This window comes from Nonomuraea sp. CA-141351 (genome assembly GCF_050944675.1).
In the GTDB taxonomy this organism is placed as follows: Bacteria; Actinomycetota; Actinomycetes; order Streptosporangiales; family Streptosporangiaceae; genus Nonomuraea.
The window spans coordinates 6302750-6326149 of record NZ_CP191982.1 but is presented as its reverse complement, the minus strand read 5'-3'; the positions used below and the strand labels follow the sequence as shown (position 1 = coordinate 6326149).

Sequence of the window (23400 nt, the reverse complement as noted above, 5' to 3'; positions counted from 1 at the left end):
ACCGGATCCCGCTCGGAATTCGCCAGTCATCGCGCCCGCTGCGCGAGGTAGCAGCGGAAGATGAGGCCCATGCGCACGGTCCCGTCGGTCCGTGATCGCGGTGCGAAGAAGGACCGCAGCGCCGCTTCGACGGCTGCGCGGCCGGAGTGTCGGACCGCCGCGGCGACCGGTCCGGCCGGCAGCTGGGCGGCGACCGCGTCGTCCTCGCTGTTGAAGTCGACGTCGAACGCGATGTCGGCCATCGCCACGGATGCGAACCCGGCATCGAGCAGCGCACCGCGAGCCGCGTCCGCGTCGGCGAGGTCGAGTGTGCTGCGGTCGGGCACCTCGTCGCGGGGGGCAAGCGAGTTGATCAGCGCTGCACTCTCGGCCTGCTCGGGACCGGCGCCTACCGTGACGACGGCCCTGCCTGAGGGAGCGGTCACGCGCGAGATCTCGGCGAGCGCGCGGCGGAGGTCGGCGGCGTAGAGCACGGAGTTGAACGCGGTGACGACGTCGAAGGGGCCATCACCGAACGGCATGTGCTCGAGGTCTTCGACCACGTAGCGGGCCGCCGGGCGCCGGCGGCGCGCGTACTCGACGAGTCCCGGGGCCGCGTCCAGCCCGATGACGTCCGCGCCTGCCTGAGCGGCCAGCTCGGCGAACAGGCCCGATCCGCAGCCGGCGTCGAGGAGCCGTATACCGGGGCGAAGGTCAAGGCGCTGGAGCACACGATCGTACAGCGGCCGGATGCGGCCCTCCGCGGTCTCCGCCCAGCCCCGCGGATCGCTGCTCCATAGCTCGCCCTGGACGGTCGCGTTCACCGTGCGCTCCCACACGCCGGGACCAGGCGTCGATCTTGCGGTGACCGAGCGAGGCGCGATCGGCAGTCGAGTGCGAGCAGCCCCGCCGAGCAGGAGGTCATGAAGCTGAACATGGCCAAACCATACGGCCGGACCCGCGGCGGACTCTTGAACAAACCGGGCGTCCTTCTCGCGGCAGACCAACCGGGGCGCGACATACTGGCTCATGTGACCGGCGACCCGTTCTCCACCCCCGCCGCTGGCGAGCAGAGCTACCTCGAGCGCTTGCCCGCCCCGGCGTTGCGCGAGCTCGTCTCGTCGGTCTGGGTCCAGCAGGTCGGCCGCGACACCGCGCCGTACGTCCACCGGCGCATCCCCAACGGTGCCGTGGAACTCGTGTGCAGGGTCGGCTCGACGCCGCAGGTGATCGGCCCGCTCACCGAGCCGCTGGTCGAGGTGCTCCAGCCGGGCACCACGATTGTCGGCCTGCGCTTCGTGCCGGGCGCCTTCCCGGTGGTCGCGGGGCAGCCCGCGTCGGAAGTGGTCGGGCTCGCGCTCGACGCCGAGGAGTTGTGGGGACGCTCGGCCGCCGCCCTTGGCGAGGCGGTCGGCGCGGCGGACTCGCCCCAGGAGGCGCTCGCCGCCGCGCAGCTCCACGTGCACGAGCTCGCCGGCCGTGGCCAGCGCCCGGACCCGCTGGTGTCCAAAATGGTTCGCGGTCTCATGCCGTGGCGCACGGTCGACGTGACGTCGCTGCGCGCGTCTCTTCACATCTCCGAGACGCAGCTGCGGCGCCGCTGCCACACGGCCGTCGGTCTCGCACCGAAGGCGCTGCACCGGATGCTGCGCTTCCAGGGCTTCCTCGCGCTCGTCCAGCAGGCGATCACCCAGGGCCGCTCGGCGACGATCGACGGGCTCGGGCTGCTCGCCCTCCGCGCCGGCTACGCGGACCAGTCCCACCTCACGCGCGAGTGCGTCCGGCTCACCGGCGTCTCGCCGCGGGTATTCATCGCCGAAACGCAACGGGCCTGCGCCTGCGGGCACGATCACTCGGCGTCATTCGCGCCCGTGCTGCGCGCCGAGACCGGAACACGCCCCACACGGGCATGACACAACTCGGCTGGAGGCTACGCGCCGTTCTTCGCCAAACGGCGGGCAGACCACCACACCAGGTGGAAGCAGCTTCGGAATCAGACAAGATCGGACTCTGGCACTGCCCACGGCAGCTGATCAGCGGCATAGCGCGTATGCCGTCCAGGCCACCGGCGAGGTCATGCCCTGCGGCCCACCGTCCGGCACCAGCCCGATGTGCTGCCCCCCCCGACCTCGAAGCCGACGTAATAGGACGAGTCGGTCTGTGGTGCGACACCGAGAAGGGCCGCGTACACCGCCTTGGCCTTGGCCAGATCGGACACGGGATGCAGCACGGTCTTGATTTCCTGGGAGGAAGAGCCGGTCATGGTCACTCCTGTCGTCGTGGGTCACATCGACCCGCTGTTTGCGTGTGCTCAGCTTTTCGCCCGGCTTGGCCGCTCCGCATCCGTGGTGACCACGGATCGTCGGCACGGATCGTCAGCACGGATGGGTTGCGGAGGGAATGCGGCAAACTGGGACGGTGGTGACCGGAATGGAGATTTCGCCTCGGGAAGCCGAGGTGCTGGAACTGGTCGGGGCCCATCTCAGCAACGCCGAGATCGCGGCACGGCTGTGCATCTCGGTGCGCACCGTGGAGAGCCATGTCTCCTCACTGCTGCGCAAGCTGGAGGTGCCGGATCGGCGCGCGCTCGCCCAGCGTGCGCCCACGCCGGCCGGTGCCGGCCCGGCCCGCCCGGCACCGGTTCTGTCGACCCCGCTGACCTCTTTCATCGGCCGGGTGAGCGAACGGGCCGAGCTGACCGAGATGGTCAAGGCGCACCGGCAGGTGACCGCGGTCGGTCCCGGCGGAGTGGGCAAGACCCGGCTGGCGTCGGCGGTGGCCGCGCAGGCGGCCGGTGAGTACGCCGACGGGGTGTGGTTCGTCGACCTGGTCCCCGTCACCGATCCGGGCCTGATCGCGACCGCGGTCGCCGGGGCGCTCGGCCTCGGTGAGCAGCCCGGCCGCGACATGACCGAATCCGTGCTCGCCGCGCTGGCCGACCGTCATGCGCTGCTGGTGCTGGACAACTGCGAGCACGTGGTGGACGGGGTGGCGCTGTTTCTCGAGCGGCTGCTTGCGACGTGCCCTCGAGTGACGGTGCTGGCGACCAGCCGGGCCCGGCTGATGGTGCCGTTCGAACGGGTGTATCCGGTCCCGCCGCTGTCGCTGGCCGTCGATGGTGAGTCGGACGCGGTCGCGTTGTTCATGGAGCGGGCGGCGGCGGTCGGCTGGCCACTGGATCCGCCGCTGCGCGCCCAGATCGCCTCGATCTGTGAGCGGCTGGATGGAATGGCGCTGGCGATCGAGCTGGCCGCCGCCCGCTATCCCATGCTCGGTTTCGATGGCATCACCGCCGCCCTGTCCCACCCGCTGCGGATGCTCACCGGCGGCTCCCGTGCCGATGAGCGGCACCGCTCGGTGCGGGCGGCGCTGGACTGGAGCCATGCCCTGCTGGAGCCGGCCGACCGGGCGCTGCTGCGCCGGGTGTCGGTGTTCGTGGCACCGTTCACCGCCGCGGCGGCTGCGGAGGTGACCGGGGACGAGGAAGGCCTGGTCGCCAACGGCCTGGCCCGGCTCGCCGAACAGAGCCTGCTGGCGGTGACGGCGTCCCCGGGCAGAACCGAGTACCGGGCGTTGGAGACCATCCGCCAGTACGGGATGGAGCGGCTGTCCGAGGCCGGCGAGCTGATCAACGCTCGATCCCGGCACCTTCGCTGGTGCCTGGCCGAGGCTGCCGGCTTGGCAGCGGTAGGCCAGGACTGGAGGGCCCGGTTCGACCTGGTGGCCGACGACCTCCGCGCCGCCCTGGCGTGGGCGGCCGACCGTCCGGAGCGGCGCGTGGACGCGTTCGAGCTCGCCCGGTGCCTGGCGGAGCTGACCTTCACCCGTCACCTGACCGACGAGTCCCAGCGTCGCTATGAGCAGGCCGCCGCACTCGCGACCGATCCGGCCACCTCCGCGTCGATGTTTCGGCAGGCCGCAGCCGTGGCCGGCTGCCGGACGGTCGGCGATGACATGTACCGCCTGCGCCGCGCGGCCGCGGACGCCGCCCGCGCGTCCGGCGCCGCCGCCGCCGATCTGGCGACCGCCGCCACCATCGCGTTCCGGTTCTCGACCACGTTCGTGCGGCTACCGTCTCAGGAGGAGGCGCTCGCGCTGATCACCGAGGCGCGGGAGTCGGCCGACGACGATCCGGCCGCGCAGGCGGCGGTGGCACTGGCCGAGGCTGGGGTGCTCACCGACGCGTTCGGTGCCGTCCAGGGCCCGCCCGGCAACGCCGTATCGGAGACGCGTGAGCGCGCCGAGCGTGCGGTCGAACTCGCCCGCCGGACCGGCGACCCGCTTGCCGAGTCGGCCGCGCTTGACGCGCTCACCGGCGCTCAAAGCTGGGCCGGCGACACGTTCGCCACCGCGGCCACGGCCCGGCGCCGACTCACGCTCCTGGCGTCCCTGCCGACCTCGCCGGCCGGTACCCACGAGCTGATCGACGCGCTCGGTATAGCCGCCGAGGCCGGCCTCGGCGCGGGAGATGTGCCGAGCGCCCGCCGATGGGCACGGCAACTGGCCGACCATCCATCGCTGGCGGAGGTCGGTCACCGCGCTACGTGCCGCCTGCTGATGGTTGCCGCGCTGGCGGGCGACGTCGACGAGGTGCTCACCAGCAGCGTCCGGTTCCTCGATGCGTGGGGGCGGGCAGGCAGCCCCGCCCGGTCCATCCTCGCCCCGGCGGTGGCCGGTGTGGCGACGATCCACGGCCTGCGCGACGACCATGACGCCCGGCGCGAATGGCAGAAGATCCTGGGCCGGCTCGGCGCCTCACCGGAGCATACCTACGGCTACGGGGCGGTTTTCGACGCGATGCTCCTGCTGCACCACGGGCAGGCACCGGAGGCGCTGGAGCGGATGGCCCCCGAGCCCCGGCAGGTGTGGAAGTGGGTCACCTGGATCTGGCACCACTGGTATGTGGCGCTGCGCAGCGAGGCCGCCGTGCTCGCCGAAAGCCGCGACGCCCGCGACATCGTGGCCGAGGCCCGCACCGTCGTGGCCGGTAACCCGGTCGCCAGTGCCATGGTGGAGCGGGCTGGAGCTCTGCTCGACGGCGACCAGGAAGCGCTGCTCGCCGCAGCGGACGCGTTCGACACCGCCGGCTGTCACTACCAGTCCGCGCGGACGCTCGTGCTCGCCGGCGGCGACCACGCCGAGCGCGGCGCCACTGCCCTCGCCGCCCTCGGTCTCGCCCCGATGGGACCCACCGGCCGAAGATGGTGACCTCGTTACGCAGCGGGCCGGATCACCCTGTATGTGTCGAACTGTCGAAGACCTGGCGTGCGCTCTCTGGAGATTCGTTGTGCCCGTACGGGATGCCTGGCCGACGCCACCGGCGTGGACCACGAGAGATCGTTGACGAGCGGCCATCTCCATGTGAGGCCCGTTACAAGATCACGATAACGAAAGCAGCACCAGGGCCTCTCCGTCGAGCTCACCCTGAGTAGCTGATCATCGAGAGTGAGCCAGGGCCCGGGTACCAAGGGTGGAGTTCGAGCGGGGGCCGCCGCCCCGCCGAGCAGGGGGCATACGCCCAACTCGATCTCCGCTGCTACCGGGCCGCACGATCGCCTACGCGCGGGTCTCTACCCGCGATCAAAACCCCCTCAACTCCAGCTCGATGCCCTCGCCGAGGACGGCTACGACGTCCTGTTCCAGGAAAAGATCTCCAGCCGCCTGCGCGGGAACCGTCCCGAATTCGCCGCCGCCCTGGCCGCACTGCGTCCCGGCGACACGTTGAAGTTCTGGAAGTCCGACCGATGGGGCCGCTCAGCCGCACACGTGCTGACCGTGGTGACCGAGCTGCGCGAGCGCGGTGTCAAGGTCGTGTCCCTGACCGAGAACTTCGACCTGGACACCAAAGAGGGCCGCTTCATGTTCGCGGTCCTGGCCGCCGCCGCCGAGTACGAGCTGGAACTGCGTGCCGAGCGGCAGGCCGAGGGCATCGCCGCCGCCAAACGTCGCGAGGCCACCGGCGCCATGCTGCCCGGCAAGAAGAAGACCGGGCGGCCGCGCGCCATCGGCCCCGCCGAACTGGACACCCTGCGCCGTCTGGTCAACGACGGCGTCTCGGTCACCGAAGCCGCGCGCACTCTCAAGATCGGCCGCTCCACCGCCTACGCAGCACTCGCGCGACGCTGACCAGCAGTTCTCCCACCCTGCATCCCGTTCTGCTAGATGGCACCCCTAGCAAGATCGTTCTCGGTGCCAGCGGCTGTCCACCAGTGGGGAACCACTCAAGATCCACTCAATGTGGGTTTTGGGCTTATGTGGGCTGGACACCTTTCGGTTGCTGATCGACTCAAGGCCGTCAACGACGTCCGGGGAACGCTGCTCCAGGGCTTGGCGGCGTTGCTCGCCCTGGCGGGTATCGCGCTGGGCGCAGTGGTCACCATGCGTCAGTCAGGGTGAGCCGAGAGGGGCAGTTCATCGACCTGTTCAACAAGGCGCTGGAGCATCTCGCGAGCAGTGACCTGGCCAGACGGCACGGCGGTGTTTACGCCATGGAGCAGATCGCTGAGACCGCTCCGCACTACCGCGGTCATGTGGGAGCTCTGCTGGCCGCTTTCGTGCGGCAGCAGGCGCCATGGCCGCCGGTGTTGCCTCCCGAGCAGGCGGAGGCGCTATCACGGCGGGCTGCGTGATGATGTGGGAGCGGCGATGGCCGTGCTGAGCCGTCGCACGATGGTGCTGCCGGGGGCATCGATCGAGCTGGAGAAGGCCGACCTGCGGGGGCGGATCTGGCTGGCGCAGGTGGCTTCCCTTGCTGGGCGGTGGCGGGCTGGCGTCGCGACGGACGTGTACCAGGTTAATATCGTCTAACGACCTATCGTTTGACGTATCAAAGGGGGCCGTGATGGCGCGCCGAGCCGATCCGTTGGGCTGGGGCAATCCGCCGCTGCTGATCCTGGGAAGCCTTGCCGAGGGACCCAAGCACGGGTACGCGATCATCAAGGATGTCCGGGAGCAAGCTGGCATCACGCTCGGCCCGGGGACCCTGTATGCCGCACTGTCCAGGCTCGAGGCTCAGGGCCTGGTCGAGGGGCTGCCGGGGGAGGAGCGGCGCCGGCCGTACCGGATCACTGCGGCGGGGGCGGCGTTGCTGGCCGAGCGTCTGGCCGAGATGTCGCGCTTCGCCACCATCGGACTGAGCCGTTTGTCCGCGGGCGTGGTCCGATGAGTGGTCTGGCGGCGCGCGTTGTGCTGGTCTGCTATCCGCCGTGGTTTCGCGAGCGCTATGGGGAGGAGCTCGCGGCGCTGGTCGAGGATCTGGGCGGAGGCCCCGGCGTGGTGGTGGATCTCGCACTGGGCGCCGCACGGGCTTGGTTGCGTCCGGCCCTGGCGGGCGATGAGGAGGCGCGCGTCCGTCGGCGTTTGCAGGCGACGCTGGCCACGACGTGGGTGGCCTGGTGCGTGGGGATCTCGTCGGTGCCGCTGCTGGATCGGTTGCTGCTGGATCCGCCGACGCCGGGGACGCCGCAGCCGGTGCGCACGCTCGTGGGGCTGGCCGGGTGGTTGGCGGTGGCGGGCTGCGTCGTGGCGGCGGCTGCCGCGGCGCTGCTGGCGCTGCGGGTGCTGGTACCTACGCGCGATCGTCGCCTGCTGGCGCCGCTGTTGCCTGGCGGGGTCCTGATGGGCGTCGAGGTCACGGGCGCGTTGCTGCTCGCGCCGCCACACCGGATGTCGGCGGGCTTTCTGGCGGGCGTGCTGGTGTGGCTGATCGGGTTGGGCGCGATGGTGCTCGCGGTCGCCGCGGGGCCAGTCGTCACCTTGCGGCGTGCCCAGCCGCCGGTCGTGGTGATGCGGCGGCCCGTGCTGCTGGCCGGGGTCGTGGCGGTCTTGCTCGGCGCGGTCGCGGTGGTGGACGGCATCGCGGCCACGATGGCCGACCGTACTTTGTTGACACTGGCAGCTGTCGCGGTCGGCGGGGTCGCGGCGCTGTGCTCGACGTTCAGCGTCACCCGGGCATTCCGTCAATAGTACGTTTGACGTTATACCGTTTCGCGTACTAGCGTGCGCGCGTGATGTTCTCCAGAGCCTTGCGGTGGTGCATGGTGTCCGCGGTGGCATTCACCGCGTTCATCCTGCTGACCACGCAGTCCCGTGCGGTGCGGGCCTTCAGCCCGTGGCAGGACGATCCCTATGACGTCGTGATCTCCTGCACCGAACTCCTCGTCCCCGCCCTGGCGCTGGCCATCGCCATCCGTGCCTGGGCACGGCCCGCCTCCGGAGATCTGGTGCGGGGCACCCGGGTGGTGCTCGCGGCGGTGGCGGCGACCGTAGTGACGTGCTGGGTGTCGGTCGCCGCCGGTGCGCACGCCGACGTGCGGGGATGGCAGCAGTACCTGCTGATCGCTGGGCTGGCGGTCGTGACCCTGTCGGCCGTGCCCCTGGCGATGGCGCTGCGCCGTGAAGGCGCCGCGCCCAGGCCCGACACCGACTGGGTCGAGGACCTCCTGGCCGGGGCGGAGCGCCTGAAAGTGCCGGTCGGCTGGGCCCGCCGGCCGAGCGAGTGGCTGCGCAGGCACCGGATCGTTGCGGCGGTATTGCTCGCGACCGCCGTGTCGATCTGGCTGGCACTAGCTGAGGCGATCGGCGACGGCCTGGGGCCACACCCCCTGCAGGCCGCCGCATTCCGCGTCGTCGCCGGCGCGAGCCTGCTGGTCGCGCTGCTCGTCCCGCTCAACGCCTACCTCGGCCTGCTGCACCCGACCCGGCCATCCCGTCGCATGCCGGTCCTCCTGGCGGGGCTGTACGGCGCGGCCGTGAGCGTCCCCGTCACCATCGCCTTCCGGGAGGGGATCGGCTACCTGCTCGGCTATCCGCTCAACACCCTGGGCGACATCAGCCGGCTCACCGCCGTCCTGGCCGGCATCGTCGGGCTGGTCACGCTGCTGGTGCAGGCGTTCAGAACCCGCAGGCGCCGCATTTCGCGGATCTTGGTCGCGCTGCCGCTGTCTCTCGGCGTCCTGGTCGTCGGGTACCTCGGCACGGTGACCGTACGGCGGGTGCTGCCGCAGGATCTGCCCGAGCCGACCGGTGCGTACGGAGTGGGGCGGACGTTCCGGGAATGGACCGACACCAGCCGCACCGACCCCCTTGCCCCGAGAACAGGCCTGCCGCGCGAACTGTCGGTGTGGATCTGGTACCCCGCGCAGCGGGACACCAGCGGCCCGCGCGCACCCTACACCCCTGGCCAATGGGACCGGCAGCACATCCCGACCCCGCTGCCCGGGCTCGGCGAGGGCAGCTTCGCCGCGGTGCGCACCCAAGCGGTCGACGAGGCTGACGCGGCACCAGGCCGCTTCCCGCTCATCGTCTTGATGCCGGGGATGGGACTCAACGCCCCGGTCTTCAGCACCCTGGCCCAAGACCTGGCCAGCCACGGCTACCTGGTGGCCAGCCTGACACCCACCTACAGCGCCAACGTCAGCGTCCTGCATGGGCACATCGTGACCAGCACGCCATCCGGCAAACCCGACGATTTCGATGAGGCACACGCCGTCCGACTGCTGGACGTCTGGACGGCCGACGCCCGATTCGTCGCCACCCGCGCCGCCGAACTCGACCGCGACCCTCGCCTGGCCGGGCACGTCGACACCGGCCACCCCCTCTACATCGGGCACTCCTTCGGCGGCGCCACGGCCTTCCAGGCCTGCCACGACGACCTGTCCTGCGCGGGTGCGGTCGACCTGGACGGAGCCCTGCACGGCAGCGTCGTCGGCGATGGGCTCCGCGCGCCCGCCATGATCCTCGGCGGCGACAATTCCTGCGTCACCGGCATCTGCCAGGCGAGCGACGCTGACAACGTGACTATGCGCGACATGACCCGGAGGCTGGTCGCCGCCAGCACCGGTTCGTTCTGGCGTTACGAGATCGTCGGCACCGGCCACTTCAACTTCACCGACTACGCCGTGATCTACCTGGCGGCGCCGATCCGCGCCGTGTTTCCCCTCGAGTCCATTGACGGGGCGCGCGGGCTGCGGATCCAGGACGACTACGTCATCCAGTTCGCCGACCAGGCGCTCCATCGCCGAGCCTCCCCGCTCCTGGCCGGCGCCCACCCCTATTCCGAGGTGCGTGTGCTCCACTGATTCTTGATCCGTGTGTTCCGGGGCTACGGCGCTTGCGCCTCGGCCAGGAAGGGTGTCCGCAGGTGGTCAGTGCGTCACGCGAGCTAGTAGGGGAAATGCAGGGAAAGCGCTGGTTGACACGACACCTACGTTGTAGCCGGAGATGAGTGCAGGTCCTGCCCGCCGAACAGAGCGCGCAGGGCAACGGGCCCGACTATCGTCCACCTCATGAGGGCCAGAACAAGATCTCCGCTGTGGCGACGGATGAAGTGGATCAGCGGAGTTCTCTGGATCTGGAGCTGGAGCGTCGTCTACCGGGAGATCTTCCACTGGCACCACATGACGACGTCGCTGCGCTTCAATCCGCCACCGCCGCCGCCTGGAACCAACATCCAGCCTCGAGCCGGTCTGCCGCTCCTCTCCGCCCTGGCGGCGGCCGCAATCGCACCCATCGTCTTCATCGTCAGCGTGATCATGGATCGGGTACGCAGAAGGCCCAGTCAAATCGACTGACAGTGACCGGGCCGGTGAAGTATCCGCGATCAGGAAGCGGGGCTCCCAGTGCGGCCAGGGTGCCGGTCAGCAGTGTGGTGGCGGCGATGGGGGCGGCTGAGACGGCGATGCTGCGGGCCAGGCTGGTCATGCTGACGGCGGCCGTGCGGTGCGCGGCGGGCAAGACCGGGCCGCGGCCCGAACGCTCAGGACTGAGCCGGGCACCCCAGCACGGTGAGTCTCGGAGTGCCTGGCGCTCGGTTCAGCCGTCCTCAGGCTCGGAGGCGTCGCCCTTGCCTTCCTGCTCGTTCTGGTCGCCCGCCTGGCCCTGCTTGCCCTCCTGGGCCTCGGAGCCGGCCTCCTGCCCCTTGTCGTCCTGGCCGTCCTCAGCCTCGGCCTTCTCGCTGCCTTGGTCGTCGTTGCCGTCTTCGGCCTCGGCCTTCTGGCCCTGCTCGTCTTCCTTGGTGCCCTCGTTGGGCTCCGCGCTCTCCGCGGGCGTGGCGGCCTCGGTCTTGGGGGCCTGCTCGGTGGGGGTGGCGGAGGGAACGGGGCTCTGGTCGGTGGAGGAGGCGAACGCGGCAGCTCCGCCGCCCGCCACGAGGACGGCCACGGTGGCGAGTCCAGGGATGATCGTTGACTTACGCATGAAATATCTCCGATGCATTGACGTCGTACTGACGTCTCAGTCTGCGGAAACGCGGGACAGCGGCAGGTTCGGCCAGCCATAACGGGAGGTTAAACCTGGTGTGAAGCCCGGGCCCGAACTGGGCAACGCGCGCGCAAAGGTAAGCGCCGCGCTAACCGAGTGCTGAGCGGACGCTGTCACGTACCTCCATACCGTGCGTTCATGAGATCAGGCAGCAGGACGACAGTCCCCCTGCCGGTCTCCGCCGCGTTCCTGGGCTTGGGGGTGGCCGTCGGCTTCGCCGCGCGCACGCCCGCGTGGACCGCGGCGGACACCGGCCCGAGCCAGGCAGTCCAGTCGCTGCGCGGCCCGTGGCTCACCGCAGTAGCGCAGATCCTGAACGTGGGCTTCGGCACCGTCATGGGTACGGTCCTCGCCGCCGTCCTCGTCGCAGTCGTCGCGCTCTCGGGACGGCGGCACACCGCCGGACGCATGCTGCTCGTGATCGCCGCAGGATGGGGGATCAGCCCCCTGGTCAAGGCCCTCGTCGCTCGCCCCCGGCCCTCAGCCGCCCACGCCCTGGTGCAGGAGCTCGGCCCGGACAGCTTCCCCAGCGGCCACGTGTGCCTGACCCTGTCGATCGCGATCGCCGTGGCCCTGCTGGCCAGGAAGAGCCGCTTCTTCCGGCCCGTCGTGGTGGCGAGCTGCCTGCTGGTGACCGGTCAGATGTTCGCCAGGGTCTACCTCGGGGCGAACTATCCCACCGACACCCTGGGCTCGATCATCCTGACCCCGGCCGCCATCCATCTGGCCGCCGGCGCGCGAAGGCTTGGAGTGTTCCTGCTACGCGCGGACAACCGCCGCAGGGCACGCCGGGCCGGCCCGCCCAGCACCCGGCAGGTGAAGATCCTTTTGCTGCACGCGCACGGCATGGGTGGCACCATCAGGACCGCCTTCAACCTCGCCGGCACGCTGGCGGCCCATCACGACGTGGAGATCGTCAGCGTCACCAAGACCAAGGACGAGCCCTTCTTCGAGGTGCCACCGGGCGTTCGCGTCACCTTCCTGGACGACCTCACGAACCGCCGCCCCCGCGGCGGCCTGCTCGCGCGCCTGCTCCGCAGCAGGCTCATCCCGCGGGAGGAGGCCGCGTACGACAGGTTCGACCTGCGTACCGACCTCGCCTTGCTGCGTTTCCTGCGCGGCCTGCGCACCGGCGTCCTGATCACCACGCGACCCGGCCTCAACCTGGCCACCGCCCTGCTGGCTCCGCCCGGCGTGATCACGATTGGGCAGGAGCACGTCGGCTTCGGCTCGCACAAGCCCTCCGTCCGGGAAATGATCGTCCGCAGATACGGCAGGCTCGACGCGCTCGTCACCCTGACCGAGGCCGACCTGAGCGCCTATCACACGGCCCTGGGTCCCCGCGCGCCGCGACACCTGCTGCGCATCCCCAACGCCACGCCGCCCCTCACCGGCGGGCCCTCGTCCCTGAACGCCAAGACCGTCATCGCGATCGGCCGCCTGGCCAAGGTCAAGGGCTTCGACCTGCTGCTGCGCGCCTGGCAACGGGTCAGCGCCGTACACCCCGGCTGGACGCTGCGCATCGCCGGCGCAGGTCCCGAGCGCGCTCGCCTTCTCAAGCTGGTGGGCGAGCTCGGGCCGGCCTGCTCGGTAGAGCTTCCCGGCCCCTCCCGCGACGTCGGCGCCGAGCTCGACCACGCTTCGATCTTCGTGCTCAGCTCCCGCCGCGAGGGATTCCCGATGACCATCCTGGAGGCGCTGAGCAAGGGTGTGCCCGTGGTCGCCTTCGACTGCCCGCACGGGCCCGGCGAGATCATCACTCACGGCCATGACGGGCTCCTTGTCCCCAGACGGGACGTCGCCGCCCTGGCCGCGGCGATCGGCCGCCTCATCGACGACGAGACCGAGCGCCACATGATGGGGACCGCCGCGCTGGCCACCTCCAAGCGGTACGACCCGGAGGTCGTCGGCCGGCGATGGACCGCGCTGCTGGCCGAACTGGAGGCGGGCCGCTGACCGGTCACAGGTCGCGCAGCACCGTCAACGGCGGGCGGTGGGCGGCCCGCACCGTCGCCGCCCCGGCGGCCAGCAGCGCCGCCACGCCGAGGACCGCCAGCACCGCCAGGTATGCCCACGGCACGGCCAGCGCGTCGGGCGGCGGGTCGAACACCCCGCTGAGCACGGCGACCAGCATCCGCGACAGCGCCCACCCGCACAGCGCGCCCAGCATGGCCGCCGCCACTCCGACCAGGCTCACCTCCGTCCACACGAACGAGCCGAGCTGCCGCGGAGTGGCCCCCAGCACCGTGGCCAGCGCGTATGTGCGACGCCGCTCGGCGAAGCCGAGCACCAGCAGCAGGCCCGTGGCCAGGGCCGCCAGCGCCAGCGCGTAGCCGAGTTCGATGGCGGTCAGGCCGGCCAGGTCCACGGCGGTGAGGCTGCTGCCGACGACCTGGCGGGTGGTCTCCACGTCGGTGACCTTCGCTGTCGGCCCGAGTCTGCCGCGCAGCTCGGCGGCGACCCGGCTCGGCCGGGTCCCGTCGGTGGTGATCAGGTAGGTGGTGTCGGCGGGCATGGTGCGGGCCAGGTAGGAGGCGTTGGCCACGAGGAAGCTGTCACGGGGCGCGGTCGGGAACTCGGTGATGACGCCGGCGTAGTGGAAGGGGACGGTCCTGCCGTCCTCGGTACGCAGCCGCACCTGGTCACCGAGGTGAAGCTGGAAGTCGTTGACGGTCTCCTGGCTGACCAGCAGCGCGTCCTGCTGGCGGGTGAGCCGGTCGAGGATCTCGCGGGCGGTCCCGCCGGATACGTAGGTGTCGTGCAGGCGAGTGGTGGCGGGGCGGATGCCGTACAGGTCCTGCAGGTCGGAGCCGACGTAGGCGAAGCGGTGCTGCAGCGGCTCCACCCGCGACACGCCGGGCACGGCCGCGAGCTGCCCCTGCGTGGCGGTGGTCTGGGAGACCGTGACGTCGGCGCCGTTGGTCAGCTCTGCGTCCACCTGGGCCTGCTGGCGGTAAGTGGTGTCGAAGACGGAGGTCGAGACGGCGAACGCGACGGCCAGCGCCGCCAAAGTGGCCGTGCGGGCCAGCGGCGCGCGCTGGCGCGTCAACATCGCCGACACGGTCCCCGTCAGCCCTCCGGCCAGCGGACGCACCGCCCAGGTGACCGGCAACGTCCGGGTCAGGCGCCAGATGAGCAGGCCCGCTCCCGTCCACAACAGCGCCGGCCCGGCGAAGGCCCAGTAGTCGACCGACAGCTGGGGTAGGCCCTCGGGGACCAGCACGAGCTGGTAGCCGTTCCTGCTGGTGATCCAGAAGATCACCGCAGATCCGGCCAGCAGCCACAGGTCCAGCCCGTACCGCAGCCAGGCGGGCGAGCGACGCGGCCCGCCGACCGGACGGCGGGCCGCCGCCACGGTGGTGGCGTGCAGCGCGGGCAGCAGCACGGTGACGGCCGCGACCAGCAGTCCCAGGACGGCCGCCCACCAGGACACGTTCGCCGACCCGAACAGCGCCCGTCCGGCCACGGCGGCCAGCCCCAGGCCGGCCAGCACTCCGGTCACGCTCACCAGCGCGGTTTCGGCCAGCGCGAGCCGCACCAGTGTGCCCCTGGACGCGCCCCTGGTACGCAGCAGCGCCTGCTCGGCCGTACGCCGCGGCGCGCCGGCCCGCGTCACGAGACCGGCGAGCAGGGCCGCGAGCACGACAGCCGGCGCGCCCAGGAACAGGAACAGCACCTGCGAATACAGGGCGTCCGAGCGGGCGGCGTCCAGGGCCGCGCCGAGGTTGTCGCCGATCAGCCCGCTGCCGGCCATCCGCTCCTCCAGATTGCGCGCCTGCCCGCTGACCGCAGTGAAGGCCGCCGCCGGGTCGGGCGGCAGCCGGTGGCCGATGCGGACGTGGAACTGGGTACGCACCCGGTCGCGCGAGATGCCGTCGAACATCCGGTGCCAGTCGGCCTCCGGCAACAGCAGCACGTTGTCAGGGGGAGCCTGCGGCTGCGCGCCCGGCGGTGCGCCGATGCGCTGGAACAGCGAGTCGGCGGCGGGCAGCTCCACCACCCCCGTGACCGCCACCGTCGCGTCCGGAAGTCCCGGGCGGCGCACGGTGACGCTCGCGCCGGGTCGGGCGTGCAGGTTGGCGGCGGTCTGCTGGGCCAGCAGCGGCCCGTTCGCGTTCCCTGCGAGCAGGCGCAGCTCGCCAGGGAAGGTGGCGGCGTAGTCGGTGGGCAGGCCCAGGACCTGGCCCGCGCCCGTGGTCAGCGTCTGCCCGGCCTGGCGGGACTCGAAGCCGTCGATCCTGGCAAAGCTCACGTGCCTGGACGTGCCGGGCATCGGGACGGACACGGTCTGGCCGGGCTGCTGCTCCACCTGCCAGTCGACCGGCACCCGCTGGACCGAACGGGTCGTCATGGTGGCCTTGGCGGTGGCGAGGAACGCGCCCAGCGCGGCGGGGAGCGCCACGGCGAGCGCGATGCCCGCCGCGGCCGCGGCCAGCCTGCCCGCCCGGCGTGTCAGCAGGCCGCGCAGCCAGATGAGGATCAGCATGTGAGAGCTCCGTCGCTCATGGTCCAGGTCGCGGGCAGTCGCGCCGCGACCAGCGGGTCGTGGGTGGCGACCACGAGAGCCGCTTCCAGCCGGGTGGCCACCCCGGTGAGCAGGTCCACCACCCGGATGGCCAGGTCCGAGTCGAGCTGTGCCGTGGGCTCGTCCGCGATGATCAGGCGGGGCTCGGCGGCCAGCACGCGGGCGACCGCCACGCGCTGCGCCTGCCCGCCCGACAGCTCTTCCGGCAGTGACCCGGCCAGGTCGGCCAGACCGATCGTGGCCAGCGCGATCAGCGCCCGCTCCTTGGCCACGGCGTCTTCGACACCCGCGATGATCAGCGGCAGCGCGACGTTCTCCGCGACGTTGAGCGGAGGCAGCAGGCTCGGCCCCTGGAAGACCACGCCGACACGGCCGCGCGGGCGGTCGTCGAGGGCGGGCCAGGCGATCCGCCCAGCCGTGGGCCGGTCGAGACCGGCCAGCAGGTGCAGCAGTGTGGTCTTGCCCGACCCAGACGGGCCGGTGACCGCGATCTGCTGCCCCGGCCGCAGCTCACAGGTGATGCTGTGCACGGCGACCAGGGCGTTCGAGCCCTTGCCGTACGATCGGGCCAGCCCCTGGCAGGTGACCAGCGCGGTCGTGTCGGCCGTCCGGTCCTTCAGCTCCGCGGTCATGTCGCCCGCCCGTCCTTCAACTCCACGACGCGGTCGGACATTCGCCGTACGGCCGGGCTGTGTGAGGCGATCACCACGGCGGTGCTGTCGCCGGCCTGCTCGCGGATCAGCCGCAGCACGGGCCCCTCCGTGTGCTGGTCGAGCTCGCCGGTGGGCTCGTCGGCCAGCAGCAGCGCTGGTCGGTTGGCCAGCGCCACAGCCAGCCCCGCGCGGGCCGACTCGCCGCCGGACAGCTGGCTCGGCCAGGCCCCCGCTCTGGCCGAGAGCCCCAGGTCCGCCAGCAGCTCATCGCGCAGGGGCCGATCGCGCCGCCCCGCCAGCCGCTGGGCCAGGTCGACGTTGGCCGCGACCGTCAGGTGCTCGATCAGGTTGCCGCTCTGGAACAGCACGCCCACCAGCCGGGCGCGCAACGCGGCCCGCTCGGCCTCGGGCCGGTGGCTGATGCGGTGGCCGTCCACCCTGACGGTGCCGCCGTCCGGGTCGTCCAGCCCGCCCAGGCAGGCCAGCAACGTGGACTTGCCCGAGCCCGACGGACCGCTGACCAGCACGACCTCGCCCGCGGCGACGTTGAGGCCGACCCCGCGCAGCGCCTTGGTCTCCTCATCGCCCGACCGGTAGAACCGGTAGAGCTCCTCGGCCTGCAGGATCACGACGCCGCCCATTGGAAGGAGTCGGAGACCGTACGCCACGGGTCCACGTTGTCGGCGCCGACGGGCCCGAACAGCGTCAGGATCGCCTCGCGCCCGGCGCGGTAGAAGGTGTAGCGCTCGACCTCATCCTTGACGACCTTGCCGGTGACCGGGTCGGGGCCGCTGTCCGCGCGGTAGACGATCCGCACCGCCTTGCCGCCCTTCCTGGTCACCGTGTCGACCTTGCGGATGTCGCCGCTGTGCACCTGGCGCCGGACCGACGCCTCAGTCGGCGGGGAGGCGGCGGTCACGGTCTCGATGCGGATGCTGTTCAGCTTGTCGGTGAAGCCGGCCCCGGTGGGCAGGTCCGTGCGCGCCCACCCCTCGGGCACCTTCACCTCGTACGGTTGCCCCGGGTGCCGGTAGGTCACGAACACCGTGTCGTCCGGGATGTCGCCCGCCGGATTCGACTCCGTGGGCTGCGGAGCCGGGGTGTCGTTGCTCGCTGGTGCCTGTGTCTGCGTCTGAGGCTGGGTCTGGGCGGGCGTCGCTGCCGCGCAACCTGCCGCCAGCCCCGCCATGGCCAGGGCGATGACGCTCTGCCGTACCTTCATGGACGTCACGCTATGAGCGCGCCGGAAAGCGTCCGCTGAGCAACGGGTTAGCGGGGCGTTTACCTTACTTCTGCCAACCTGGAGGGGTGACAGCACAGGGCGTGCCGCTGCGGCGGCGGGTGCTGGTGGTGATCTTGAGCGTGACCGTCCTGGCCGTCGCGCTGTTCCTGGTGCCGCTGGCAGTCGCGGTGAAACTGCTCTACCACGACCAGACGGTGGCCGCGCTGCAACGCGACGCCGCCTGGGTCGCCGCCGCGGTCCCCGACGAGCCGAGGGTGCCGTTGAAACTGCCGACCGGCCTGTCAGGCGAGCTGGCCATCGGCGGCTACAGCGTGTCCGGCACCCGGGTGTTCGGCAACGGCCCCACGCACTCCAGCGTTGCCGCCTCCAGCAAGGACGGCCGCGTGCACGACACGGTGGAGGGCGGTTTCCTGGCTGTGACCGCACCCGTCCCCTCCGACGAGGGCCTCTCGCTGGTCATCCGCGTGGCGACGCCGAACTCCGAAGTCGAGGAACGCATCCACGAGGCGTGGCTGCTCATGGGCGGGCTCGCGCTGGTCGTGATCGCCCTGGCCGCGGGCGCGGCCGTACGCCAGTCGGCCAGGCTCGCCGCCCCGCTGGAGCGCTTGACCGCCGCGGCGCAGGCGCTCGGGGGCGGCGACTTCAGCGTCCGCGCCTCCCCCTCCGGACTGCGCGAGGCCGACCAGGCCGGGCAGGCGCTGGAGTCGACGGCGCGCCGCCTCGGCGACGTGCTCGCCCGCGAGCGGGCCTTCAGCGCCGATGTCTCCCACCAGTTGCGCACCGGGCTGACCGGCCTGCTGCTCGGCCTGGAATCGGCGCTGTCCCGCCCCGGCGCGGACCTCGCCCCGGCGGTCCGGGCCGCGCTGGCCAGAGGCGAGCGGCTGCAGGAGGTCATCGACGATCTCGTACGGCTCAGCCGCGACGCCCGCGTGCCGAGCGAGCAGCTCGACGTGGACGCTCTGATGGAGGAGATCCGGCAGGAGTGGCACAGCCCGCTGGCCGAGCGGGGCCGCCGCCTGACCATCACCGTGGAGCCCGGGCTGCCGCCGGTGACGGCCCAGCCCGCGGCCGTCCGGCAGATCCTGCGCGTCCTGCTCGACAACGCCCTGCGCCACGGCAAGGGCGAGGTCATGGTCACCGTCGCCGACGTGGGGCCAGGGATGGCCGTCGAGGTGAGCGATCACGGGCCGGGCCTGGCCGAAGGGGCGGACCCGTTCGTCAGGGTCAGCGGCCGCAGCCACGGCATCGGTCTCGCCCTGGCCCGCTCGCTGGCCGAGGCCGAGGGCGGCAGGCTGGTGCTCAGCCGGAACAGCCCGCCGCTGTTCAGCCTGCTGCTGCCGGGCCACGACATCTGACGGATCATGGCTCGTAGCGGTAGCCGCGCCCCCGCACCGTGACGATCCGCTCCATCCCCTCACCGTGCTCGGCCAGCTTGCGACGCAGCGCGAACACGTGCACGTCCAGCGTCTTGGTAGGGCCGAACCAGTTTTCGTCCCACACCTCGTCCATGAGCTGCTCGCGCGTCACCACCTCACCCGCCCGGCTGACCAGCGCTATCAGCAGGTCGAACTCCTTGGGCCGCAACGCCAGCTCCGCCTGCCCGACGTAGGCGCGCCGGGCGGGCACGTCGAGCCGCAACCGCCCAGCCGTCAGCACGCGTTCCCCCGGAGCCGGGCCGCGCCGGCGCAGGTGGGCGCGGATCCTGGCCATCAGCTCGGTCAGCCGGAACGGCTTGGTCAGGTAGTCGTCGGCGCCCGCGTCGAGCGCCACCACGACCTCGAACTCCTGGGTGCGAGCCGTCAGCACGACGATCACCGTCTCCGGCACCCTCGACCGCAGCCGCCGGCACAGGGCCACCCCGTCCACATCGGGCAGCCCCAGATCCAGCAGGACAAGATCCGGCTCGTGCCGCTCGGCCGCCTGCAGCGCCTCGGCCCCGTCCGCCGCCGGCTCCACCTCGTAGCCCTGGGCGGCCAGCGCCTCGACCAGCTCGGACCTGATGACCAGGTCGTCCTCCACGACCAGCACACACGTCATGCGCCCGATGGTACGGGCTGCCAGGAGACGCCGAAGCAGTCGTTGACCCAGCCGAACTTCCTGCTAAGCCGTAGGCGCTCAGCCGTATCAGCGGCTGCCCGTCCTCGGAGAGCGCCGCGTACATGCGTCCACGTCCTCCTCGGTGTCGCACAGCCCGAGCATGCCGGCAGATGACCGGAGCCGGACGGGCGCCATCGCCAGTGCGTCGGTCACCAACTCGGTGCGCATGTGCTCGGCCATCGCCCAGCCGACGATCCGGCGAGAGAACACATCCAGCACCACCGCCAGATAGACGAAGCCCTCCCAGGTGGGCACATACGTGATGTCAGCGGTCCAGACCCGGTCCGGCTCAGCCGCGGCGAACTGGCGTTTGACCAGGTCCGAGGCGGCCGTGGCGCGCTTGTCGGCGAAGGTGGTGCGACATCCCTTCCGCCGGCTCACCCCGGCCAGCCCGGCGGCGCGCATCAGCCGGGCCACCCGCTTTCGGCCCACCCGGACCCCATCCAGCTCCCGCAGGTCGGCGTGGATGCGCGGCGCCCCATAGATCTCATCGGAGGCCTGGTGATGCGCCCGGATCCGCTTAGTCAGCTCGGCGTCGCGGCGGGCTCGCACCGACGGGCCGCGCCGCTGCCGGGCCGCCCAGGCGTAGTAGCCCTGGCGCGACACACCCAGCACACGGGCCAGCAGGGAGACCTCGTGGTGGTCCTTCTCCACATGAATCAGCCGGAACATCATCTCGGCAGATCCGTCTCCCGCGCGAAGAAAACCGCGGCCTTCCGCAAGATCTCCTTCTCCTCACGGAGAATCTTGTTCTCGCGCCGCAGCCGGGCCAGCTCCTCCTTCTCAGCGCTGGTCACCCCGTCTTGGCGGCGGCCATCATCCAGATCGGCCTGGCGCACCCAGGTACGGATCGACTGCGCGGAGGGCTGGAACTCCTTGGCCAGTTCCTCCAGCGTCCGCCCGGCGCGCACCAGCTCCACCATCTGCCGGCGAAACTCCGGCGGATAGTTGTTCGGCACAGCAGACTCCTTCTTCCGGGAACCAGGGTTCCCCAGAGATCAGGTGTCCACCAAACCGGGCCAACTCCAGTCGCCCGCGAACAGATCTTCAACGGGCTCCTCAACCGGCTCGATGGCGAAGCTTCCTGAACTTGCCTTCAGACTTTCGATAGGTCCATAGCAGCTTTGGGTAGTCCCCCGTGGACACCCAATGCCAGATCGGAGATGGTGGGCGACATGCTCACCGTGCTGTTGCCCCTGATCACGCTTGTCCTCGGCTTCGTCGCGAGTTACCTGCTAGAACTGTTCCGCACCCGCTGGACCAGACGGAACACGCAGGAGATTCGCGACGCCGAGCGCCAACAAGCCGAACACTTAAATCGAGTCGCATTTGAGCGTGATGGGCTCCGCGCCATGCATGCGGCCATTCACGACCTGCTGAGAACCGTGAACGCGATCGCCTTGGAGCAGCAAAAGGCGGAAGCTGCGGAACTGGACTGGCGTGAGAGCGACAGTGGCCAAGAGCTGCGCGCGGCAGCCATGCATGCGAACGTACGGTGCAGCCACGAGTCCGCCCTTCTTCTGCATCCTCCAGTGATCGAAGCGGTGGAGCGCCTGACAGCGGCCGCCTTTCCGATGTACTGGACGCGCGAATCCGGAACGGATCCCAGCCACAACAGCGAGTTCTTTGGAGCAGTAACCGCCGCCGGAAGGGCCATCGCTACCAGGCTTCGCGAGTTGTATGGCTTCCCAGTGGGCACGACGCCGTCAAGTTGACTCAGAGCACCATCAAAGTCCCCCACCTCACTCGGCGCTTTCTAGGGGTCGTCGCAACACACGTGATCAATTGGTGGCTGCGAGAAGCATAGCGAGACGCTTGGCTGGGCTGCCCAAGCCGAGCGTCTTTCGCTTTATGGCATAGACACGCTGGATGTGGCCAAGGCGTGGCATCCCCCCGAAGACCACAAGATTCCTGGCGATCACCGCGGACATGTCCGCCATAAGGTGGGCTCAACATCACAGCGGAACCCAGACAGGAGCACAAGGTTGATGAACGAAGCGGTCGCCACAGCATCCAAGCAGGTAGTGGAACGCTATTTCGATATGTGGAACACCGGCGATGTCTCCGCCGCCCCCGACATCCTCAGCCAAGACTGGATCGACCACGCCCACCCCGAGGTGGTCGGCCCAACAGGTGTGCAACGTGCGATTGAGCAGATCAAAGCGGCGCAGCCGGACCTTCACTTCCACATTGAACGCATCCTTGCTGAGGCTGATCGGATCGCAGCCATTGGCAGCGTTCGTCAGGGTCAGGACCTCGATACGCCGGGGACCGACCTGATCTGGCTGGTTCGGGTGGCGGATGGACAGATGGCCGAAATGTGGACATATCGCAGCACCACCTGACGATCAAACCCTCGCGAATCCAGGAAACGATCATCGTTCCTATGGTCGGGTAGCCGGGAGGGATCTCACCTCCCGGCTCCCACAGATCCGTACGTAAACCTCTCGGTTTATACGGCTCTTGTCACCCTGGTCACCAGACGGCGGGCATGGTGGTGATCCAGCGCCAGTGCGCGAACAGCCTCGGGTACTGCTTGGTGACCCTCAGCCACGCCTGGTGGGCCTTCTTCCTCGCCCGCAGCCGTTTGTACTTCGAGCGGACCCAGCGCATCAGATAGGCGTTGATGCGCGTCAGGAGCCGATACAGCTTCGATCGGTAAAACCGGCCGTAGTACCGCATCCAACCCGCCACGATCGGGTTGATCGCCTTGGCGAGTTCTTGCTCAGTGAGGTTGACCCGCTGGTGCAGCCGCCATGCACGGACGACGGCGGCGAGCCTTTTGAGGGCGTCATTGCTGATCGCAGGAAGGAAGCTGAGAAACCGCCTCCCGTACTTGTCCTGCGCCTGCCTTGGCTGGAACGTGAACCCCAGGAACGTGAACGCGACGTGTTCGTACGAGCCACGCCGTGATTGGTCCTTGCAGTACACGATCCGGGTTTTGTCGGGATGCAGTCGTAGCCCGACTTCCTCCATCCTGTTCGCAAGCGCTGCCAGAACCTTGCGGGCCTGGTCCTCGCTGACGCAGTGCACAACCGCATCGTCGGCATAACGTTCGAACTCGACCTGCGGGTAGTGGCGCATCAGCCAGGTGTCGAACGCGTAATGCATGAACAGGTTCGCCAGAACAGGTGAGACCGCCGACCCCTGGGGAGTCCCTCGGTCCCTCAACTGCACAGTGCCGTCGGGCAGTTGCAGCGGGGCTTGAAGCCACCGCTGGACATACAACTTCACCCACACGGCGTCGGTGTGAGTCTCCACGGCCTTGACGACGAGGTCCCACCGGACGCTGTCGAAGAACTTCTGGATGTCGAGGTCGATCACCCAATCCCGCTTCCAACAACGCCGCCGGCAGCGCTCCACCGCATCAAGGGCCGATTTCCCGGGCCGGTAGCCGTAGGAGTCCTCATGGAACACAGGATCCACGCGAATTCCCAGATGCCTGGCCACCACGGTCTGGGCAACCCGGTCAGCGACCGTGGGGGCTTCGGCCCAGGTGAAGAAACTGGTAGGCCTCGTGTTCTTCGGGCTGGAGCCGGTTCTGGTCGGGGTCGGTGATGACGCCGCCGTCGACCACCCGGTCCCCCTCCTGAACCGCACGATCGAGCAGGCCCTCTCAACACCCACCGACTGGGCGGCTGCCG

At 70.4% G+C, this 23400-nt stretch carries 24 protein-coding genes; 13 read left to right on the top strand and 11 right to left on the bottom strand.

All coding sequences use genetic code 11. The features are described 5' to 3' along the window. Window positions 1–26: 26 nt before the first annotated feature. Window positions 27–803 (bottom strand): class I SAM-dependent methyltransferase, encoded by a 777-nt coding sequence (locus tag ACQPWU_RS29950; protein WP_433445074.1) that lies wholly within the window; start codon window positions 801–803, stop codon window positions 27–29. A gap of 207 nt (window positions 804–1010) precedes the next feature. Here ACQPWU_RS29950 and ACQPWU_RS29945 point away from each other — a divergent pair, with 207 nt between their 5' ends. Next, window positions 1011–1892, top strand: coding sequence for a DUF6597 domain-containing transcriptional factor (locus ACQPWU_RS29945; RefSeq protein WP_433445073.1), 882 nt, complete (start codon window positions 1011–1013; stop codon window positions 1890–1892). 161 nt (window positions 1893–2053) lie between these two features. Here ACQPWU_RS29945 and ACQPWU_RS29940 read toward each other — a convergent pair whose 3' ends face one another. After that, window positions 2054–2242, bottom strand: coding sequence for a VOC family protein (locus tag ACQPWU_RS29940; RefSeq protein WP_433445071.1), 189 nt, complete (start codon window positions 2240–2242; stop codon window positions 2054–2056). Between the two features lie 167 nt (window positions 2243–2409). Between ACQPWU_RS29940 and ACQPWU_RS29935 the strand changes: the two genes are divergently transcribed. From ACQPWU_RS29935 to ACQPWU_RS29900, 8 genes are all read left to right on the top strand, one after another. Continuing rightward, entirely contained in the window at window positions 2410–5187 is a 2778-nt protein-coding gene (locus tag ACQPWU_RS29935) for an ATP-binding protein (protein WP_433445070.1), read from the top strand. A 237-nt stretch (window positions 5188–5424) separates the two neighbouring features. Next, window positions 5425–6105: a recombinase family protein gene (locus ACQPWU_RS29930; RefSeq protein ID WP_433445069.1), complete on the top strand. Its 681-nt coding sequence runs from the start codon at window positions 5425–5427 to the stop codon at window positions 6103–6105. A gap of 266 nt (window positions 6106–6371) precedes the next feature. After that, window positions 6372–6608 (top strand): hypothetical protein, encoded by a 237-nt coding sequence (locus ACQPWU_RS29925; protein WP_433445068.1) that lies wholly within the window; start codon window positions 6372–6374, stop codon window positions 6606–6608. Between the two features lie 16 nt (window positions 6609–6624). After that, the gene (locus tag ACQPWU_RS29920) at window positions 6625–6786 is read left to right on the top strand and encodes a hypothetical protein (protein WP_433445067.1); all 162 of its coding nucleotides are present in this window, start codon (window positions 6625–6627) and stop codon (window positions 6784–6786) included. Between the two features lie 34 nt (window positions 6787–6820). Further along, entirely contained in the window at window positions 6821–7144 is a 324-nt protein-coding gene (locus ACQPWU_RS29915) for a PadR family transcriptional regulator (protein WP_433445066.1), read from the top strand. Further along, the gene (locus tag ACQPWU_RS29910) at window positions 7141–7944 is read left to right on the top strand and encodes a hypothetical protein (RefSeq protein ID WP_433445065.1); all 804 of its coding nucleotides are present in this window, start codon (window positions 7141–7143) and stop codon (window positions 7942–7944) included. The genes ACQPWU_RS29915 and ACQPWU_RS29910 overlap by 4 nt, the downstream gene beginning before the upstream one ends. A 41-nt stretch (window positions 7945–7985) precedes the next feature. After that, window positions 7986–10058 carry an alpha/beta hydrolase family protein gene (locus ACQPWU_RS29905; protein ID WP_433445064.1) on the top strand — a complete coding sequence of 691 codons (2073 nt, stop codon included), beginning with the start codon at window positions 7986–7988 and terminating at the stop codon, window positions 10056–10058. A gap of 207 nt (window positions 10059–10265) precedes the next feature. Further along, entirely contained in the window at window positions 10266–10550 is a 285-nt protein-coding gene (locus ACQPWU_RS29900) for a hypothetical protein (RefSeq protein WP_433445063.1), read from the top strand. 241 nt (window positions 10551–10791) lie between these two features. On the opposite strand, the gene ACQPWU_RS29895 is transcribed toward ACQPWU_RS29900, so the two are convergent. Next, window positions 10792–11175 carry a hypothetical protein gene (locus ACQPWU_RS29895; RefSeq protein ID WP_433445062.1) on the bottom strand — a complete coding sequence of 128 codons (384 nt, stop codon included), beginning with the start codon at window positions 11173–11175 and terminating at the stop codon, window positions 10792–10794. A 201-nt stretch (window positions 11176–11376) separates the two neighbouring features. Between ACQPWU_RS29895 and ACQPWU_RS29890 the strand changes: the two genes are divergently transcribed. Next, window positions 11377–13194, top strand: coding sequence for a glycosyltransferase (locus ACQPWU_RS29890; protein ID WP_433445061.1), 1818 nt, complete (start codon window positions 11377–11379; stop codon window positions 13192–13194). Between the two features lie 4 nt (window positions 13195–13198). On the opposite strand, the gene ACQPWU_RS29885 is transcribed toward ACQPWU_RS29890, so the two are convergent. The 4 genes from ACQPWU_RS29885 to ACQPWU_RS29870 are packed head-to-tail and all read right to left on the bottom strand — an operon-like array spanning window position 13199 to window position 17638. Continuing rightward, window positions 13199–15724, bottom strand: coding sequence for an FtsX-like permease family protein (locus ACQPWU_RS29885; RefSeq protein WP_433445060.1), 2526 nt, complete (start codon window positions 15722–15724; stop codon window positions 13199–13201). Continuing rightward, complete coding sequence (locus ACQPWU_RS29880) at window positions 15718–16395, bottom strand: ABC transporter ATP-binding protein (RefSeq protein WP_433445059.1); 678 nt, start codon at window positions 16393–16395, stop codon at window positions 15718–15720. The genes ACQPWU_RS29885 and ACQPWU_RS29880 overlap by 7 nt, the downstream gene beginning before the upstream one ends. Beyond that, window positions 16392–17057, bottom strand: a complete 666-nt coding sequence (locus ACQPWU_RS29875; protein ID WP_433445058.1) for an ABC transporter ATP-binding protein — start codon at window positions 17055–17057, stop codon at window positions 16392–16394. Before ACQPWU_RS29875 ends, ACQPWU_RS29880 begins: the two co-directional genes overlap by 4 nt. Continuing rightward, window positions 17042–17638, bottom strand: coding sequence for a hypothetical protein (locus ACQPWU_RS29870; RefSeq protein ID WP_433445057.1), 597 nt, complete (start codon window positions 17636–17638; stop codon window positions 17042–17044). Before ACQPWU_RS29870 ends, ACQPWU_RS29875 begins: the two co-directional genes overlap by 16 nt. Before the next feature lie 86 nt (window positions 17639–17724). On the opposite strand from ACQPWU_RS29870, the gene ACQPWU_RS29865 reads away from it, so the two are divergent. Beyond that, window positions 17725–19014, top strand: coding sequence for a HAMP domain-containing sensor histidine kinase (locus ACQPWU_RS29865; RefSeq protein WP_433445056.1), 1290 nt, complete (start codon window positions 17725–17727; stop codon window positions 19012–19014). Window positions 19015–19018: 4 nt separating this feature from the next. On the opposite strand, the gene ACQPWU_RS29860 is transcribed toward ACQPWU_RS29865, so the two are convergent. From ACQPWU_RS29860 to ACQPWU_RS29850, 3 genes are all read right to left on the bottom strand, one after another. Continuing rightward, window positions 19019–19696: a response regulator transcription factor gene (locus ACQPWU_RS29860; protein WP_433445055.1), complete on the bottom strand. Its 678-nt coding sequence runs from the start codon at window positions 19694–19696 to the stop codon at window positions 19019–19021. A gap of 87 nt (window positions 19697–19783) precedes the next feature. Further along, on the bottom strand, window positions 19784–20431 hold the full coding sequence (locus tag ACQPWU_RS29855) for an IS3 family transposase (RefSeq protein WP_433445054.1): 648 nt from the start codon (window positions 20429–20431) through the stop codon (window positions 19784–19786). After that, the gene (locus tag ACQPWU_RS29850; protein WP_433445053.1) at window positions 20428–20715 is read right to left on the bottom strand and encodes a transposase; all 288 of its coding nucleotides are present in this window, start codon (window positions 20713–20715) and stop codon (window positions 20428–20430) included. Before ACQPWU_RS29850 ends, ACQPWU_RS29855 begins: the two co-directional genes overlap by 4 nt. Before the next feature lie 216 nt (window positions 20716–20931). Here ACQPWU_RS29850 and ACQPWU_RS29845 point away from each other — a divergent pair, with 216 nt between their 5' ends. Together ACQPWU_RS29845 and ACQPWU_RS29840 are read left to right on the top strand one after the other, a co-directional pair. Further along, the gene (locus ACQPWU_RS29845) at window positions 20932–21471 is read left to right on the top strand and encodes a hypothetical protein (RefSeq protein WP_433445051.1); all 540 of its coding nucleotides are present in this window, start codon (window positions 20932–20934) and stop codon (window positions 21469–21471) included. 273 nt (window positions 21472–21744) lie between these two features. After that, the gene (locus ACQPWU_RS29840) at window positions 21745–22101 is read left to right on the top strand and encodes an ester cyclase (RefSeq protein WP_433445050.1); all 357 of its coding nucleotides are present in this window, start codon (window positions 21745–21747) and stop codon (window positions 22099–22101) included. A 130-nt stretch (window positions 22102–22231) separates the two neighbouring features. Here the strand turns inward: ACQPWU_RS29840 and ACQPWU_RS29835 are convergent, their stop codons facing one another. Then, on the bottom strand, window positions 22232–23356 hold the full coding sequence (locus ACQPWU_RS29835; RefSeq protein ID WP_433445320.1) for a reverse transcriptase domain-containing protein: 1125 nt from the start codon (window positions 23354–23356) through the stop codon (window positions 22232–22234). Window positions 23357–23400: the final 44 nt, after the last annotated feature.

Coding starts and splice junctions, on each gene's coding strand:
- ACQPWU_RS29940 (WP_433445071.1), bottom strand. CDS start 2,242: ATGACCGGCTCTTCCTCCCAGGAAATCAAGACCGTGCTGCATCCCGTG.
- ACQPWU_RS29935 (WP_433445070.1), top strand. CDS start 2,410: ATGGAGATTTCGCCTCGGGAAGCCGAGGTGCTGGAACTGGTCGGGGCC.
- ACQPWU_RS29920 (WP_433445067.1), top strand. CDS start 6,625: ATGGCCGTGCTGAGCCGTCGCACGATGGTGCTGCCGGGGGCATCGATC.
- ACQPWU_RS29915 (WP_433445066.1), top strand. CDS start 6,821: ATGGCGCGCCGAGCCGATCCGTTGGGCTGGGGCAATCCGCCGCTGCTG.
- ACQPWU_RS29910 (WP_433445065.1), top strand. CDS start 7,141: ATGAGTGGTCTGGCGGCGCGCGTTGTGCTGGTCTGCTATCCGCCGTGG.
- ACQPWU_RS29900 (WP_433445063.1), top strand. CDS start 10,266: ATGAGGGCCAGAACAAGATCTCCGCTGTGGCGACGGATGAAGTGGATC.
- ACQPWU_RS29895 (WP_433445062.1), bottom strand. CDS start 11,175: ATGCGTAAGTCAACGATCATCCCTGGACTCGCCACCGTGGCCGTCCTC.
- ACQPWU_RS29890 (WP_433445061.1), top strand. CDS start 11,377: ATGAGATCAGGCAGCAGGACGACAGTCCCCCTGCCGGTCTCCGCCGCG.
- ACQPWU_RS29885 (WP_433445060.1), bottom strand. CDS start 15,724: ATGCTGATCCTCATCTGGCTGCGCGGCCTGCTGACACGCCGGGCGGGC.
- ACQPWU_RS29880 (WP_433445059.1), bottom strand. CDS start 16,395: ATGACCGCGGAGCTGAAGGACCGGACGGCCGACACGACCGCGCTGGTC.
- ACQPWU_RS29875 (WP_433445058.1), bottom strand. CDS start 17,057: ATGGGCGGCGTCGTGATCCTGCAGGCCGAGGAGCTCTACCGGTTCTAC.
- ACQPWU_RS29870 (WP_433445057.1), bottom strand. CDS start 17,638: ATGAAGGTACGGCAGAGCGTCATCGCCCTGGCCATGGCGGGGCTGGCG.
- ACQPWU_RS29860 (WP_433445055.1), bottom strand. CDS start 19,696: ATGACGTGTGTGCTGGTCGTGGAGGACGACCTGGTCATCAGGTCCGAG.
- ACQPWU_RS29855 (WP_433445054.1), bottom strand. CDS start 20,431: ATGATGTTCCGGCTGATTCATGTGGAGAAGGACCACCACGAGGTCTCC.
- ACQPWU_RS29845 (WP_433445051.1), top strand. CDS start 20,932: ATGCTCACCGTGCTGTTGCCCCTGATCACGCTTGTCCTCGGCTTCGTC.
- ACQPWU_RS29840 (WP_433445050.1), top strand. CDS start 21,745: ATGAACGAAGCGGTCGCCACAGCATCCAAGCAGGTAGTGGAACGCTAT.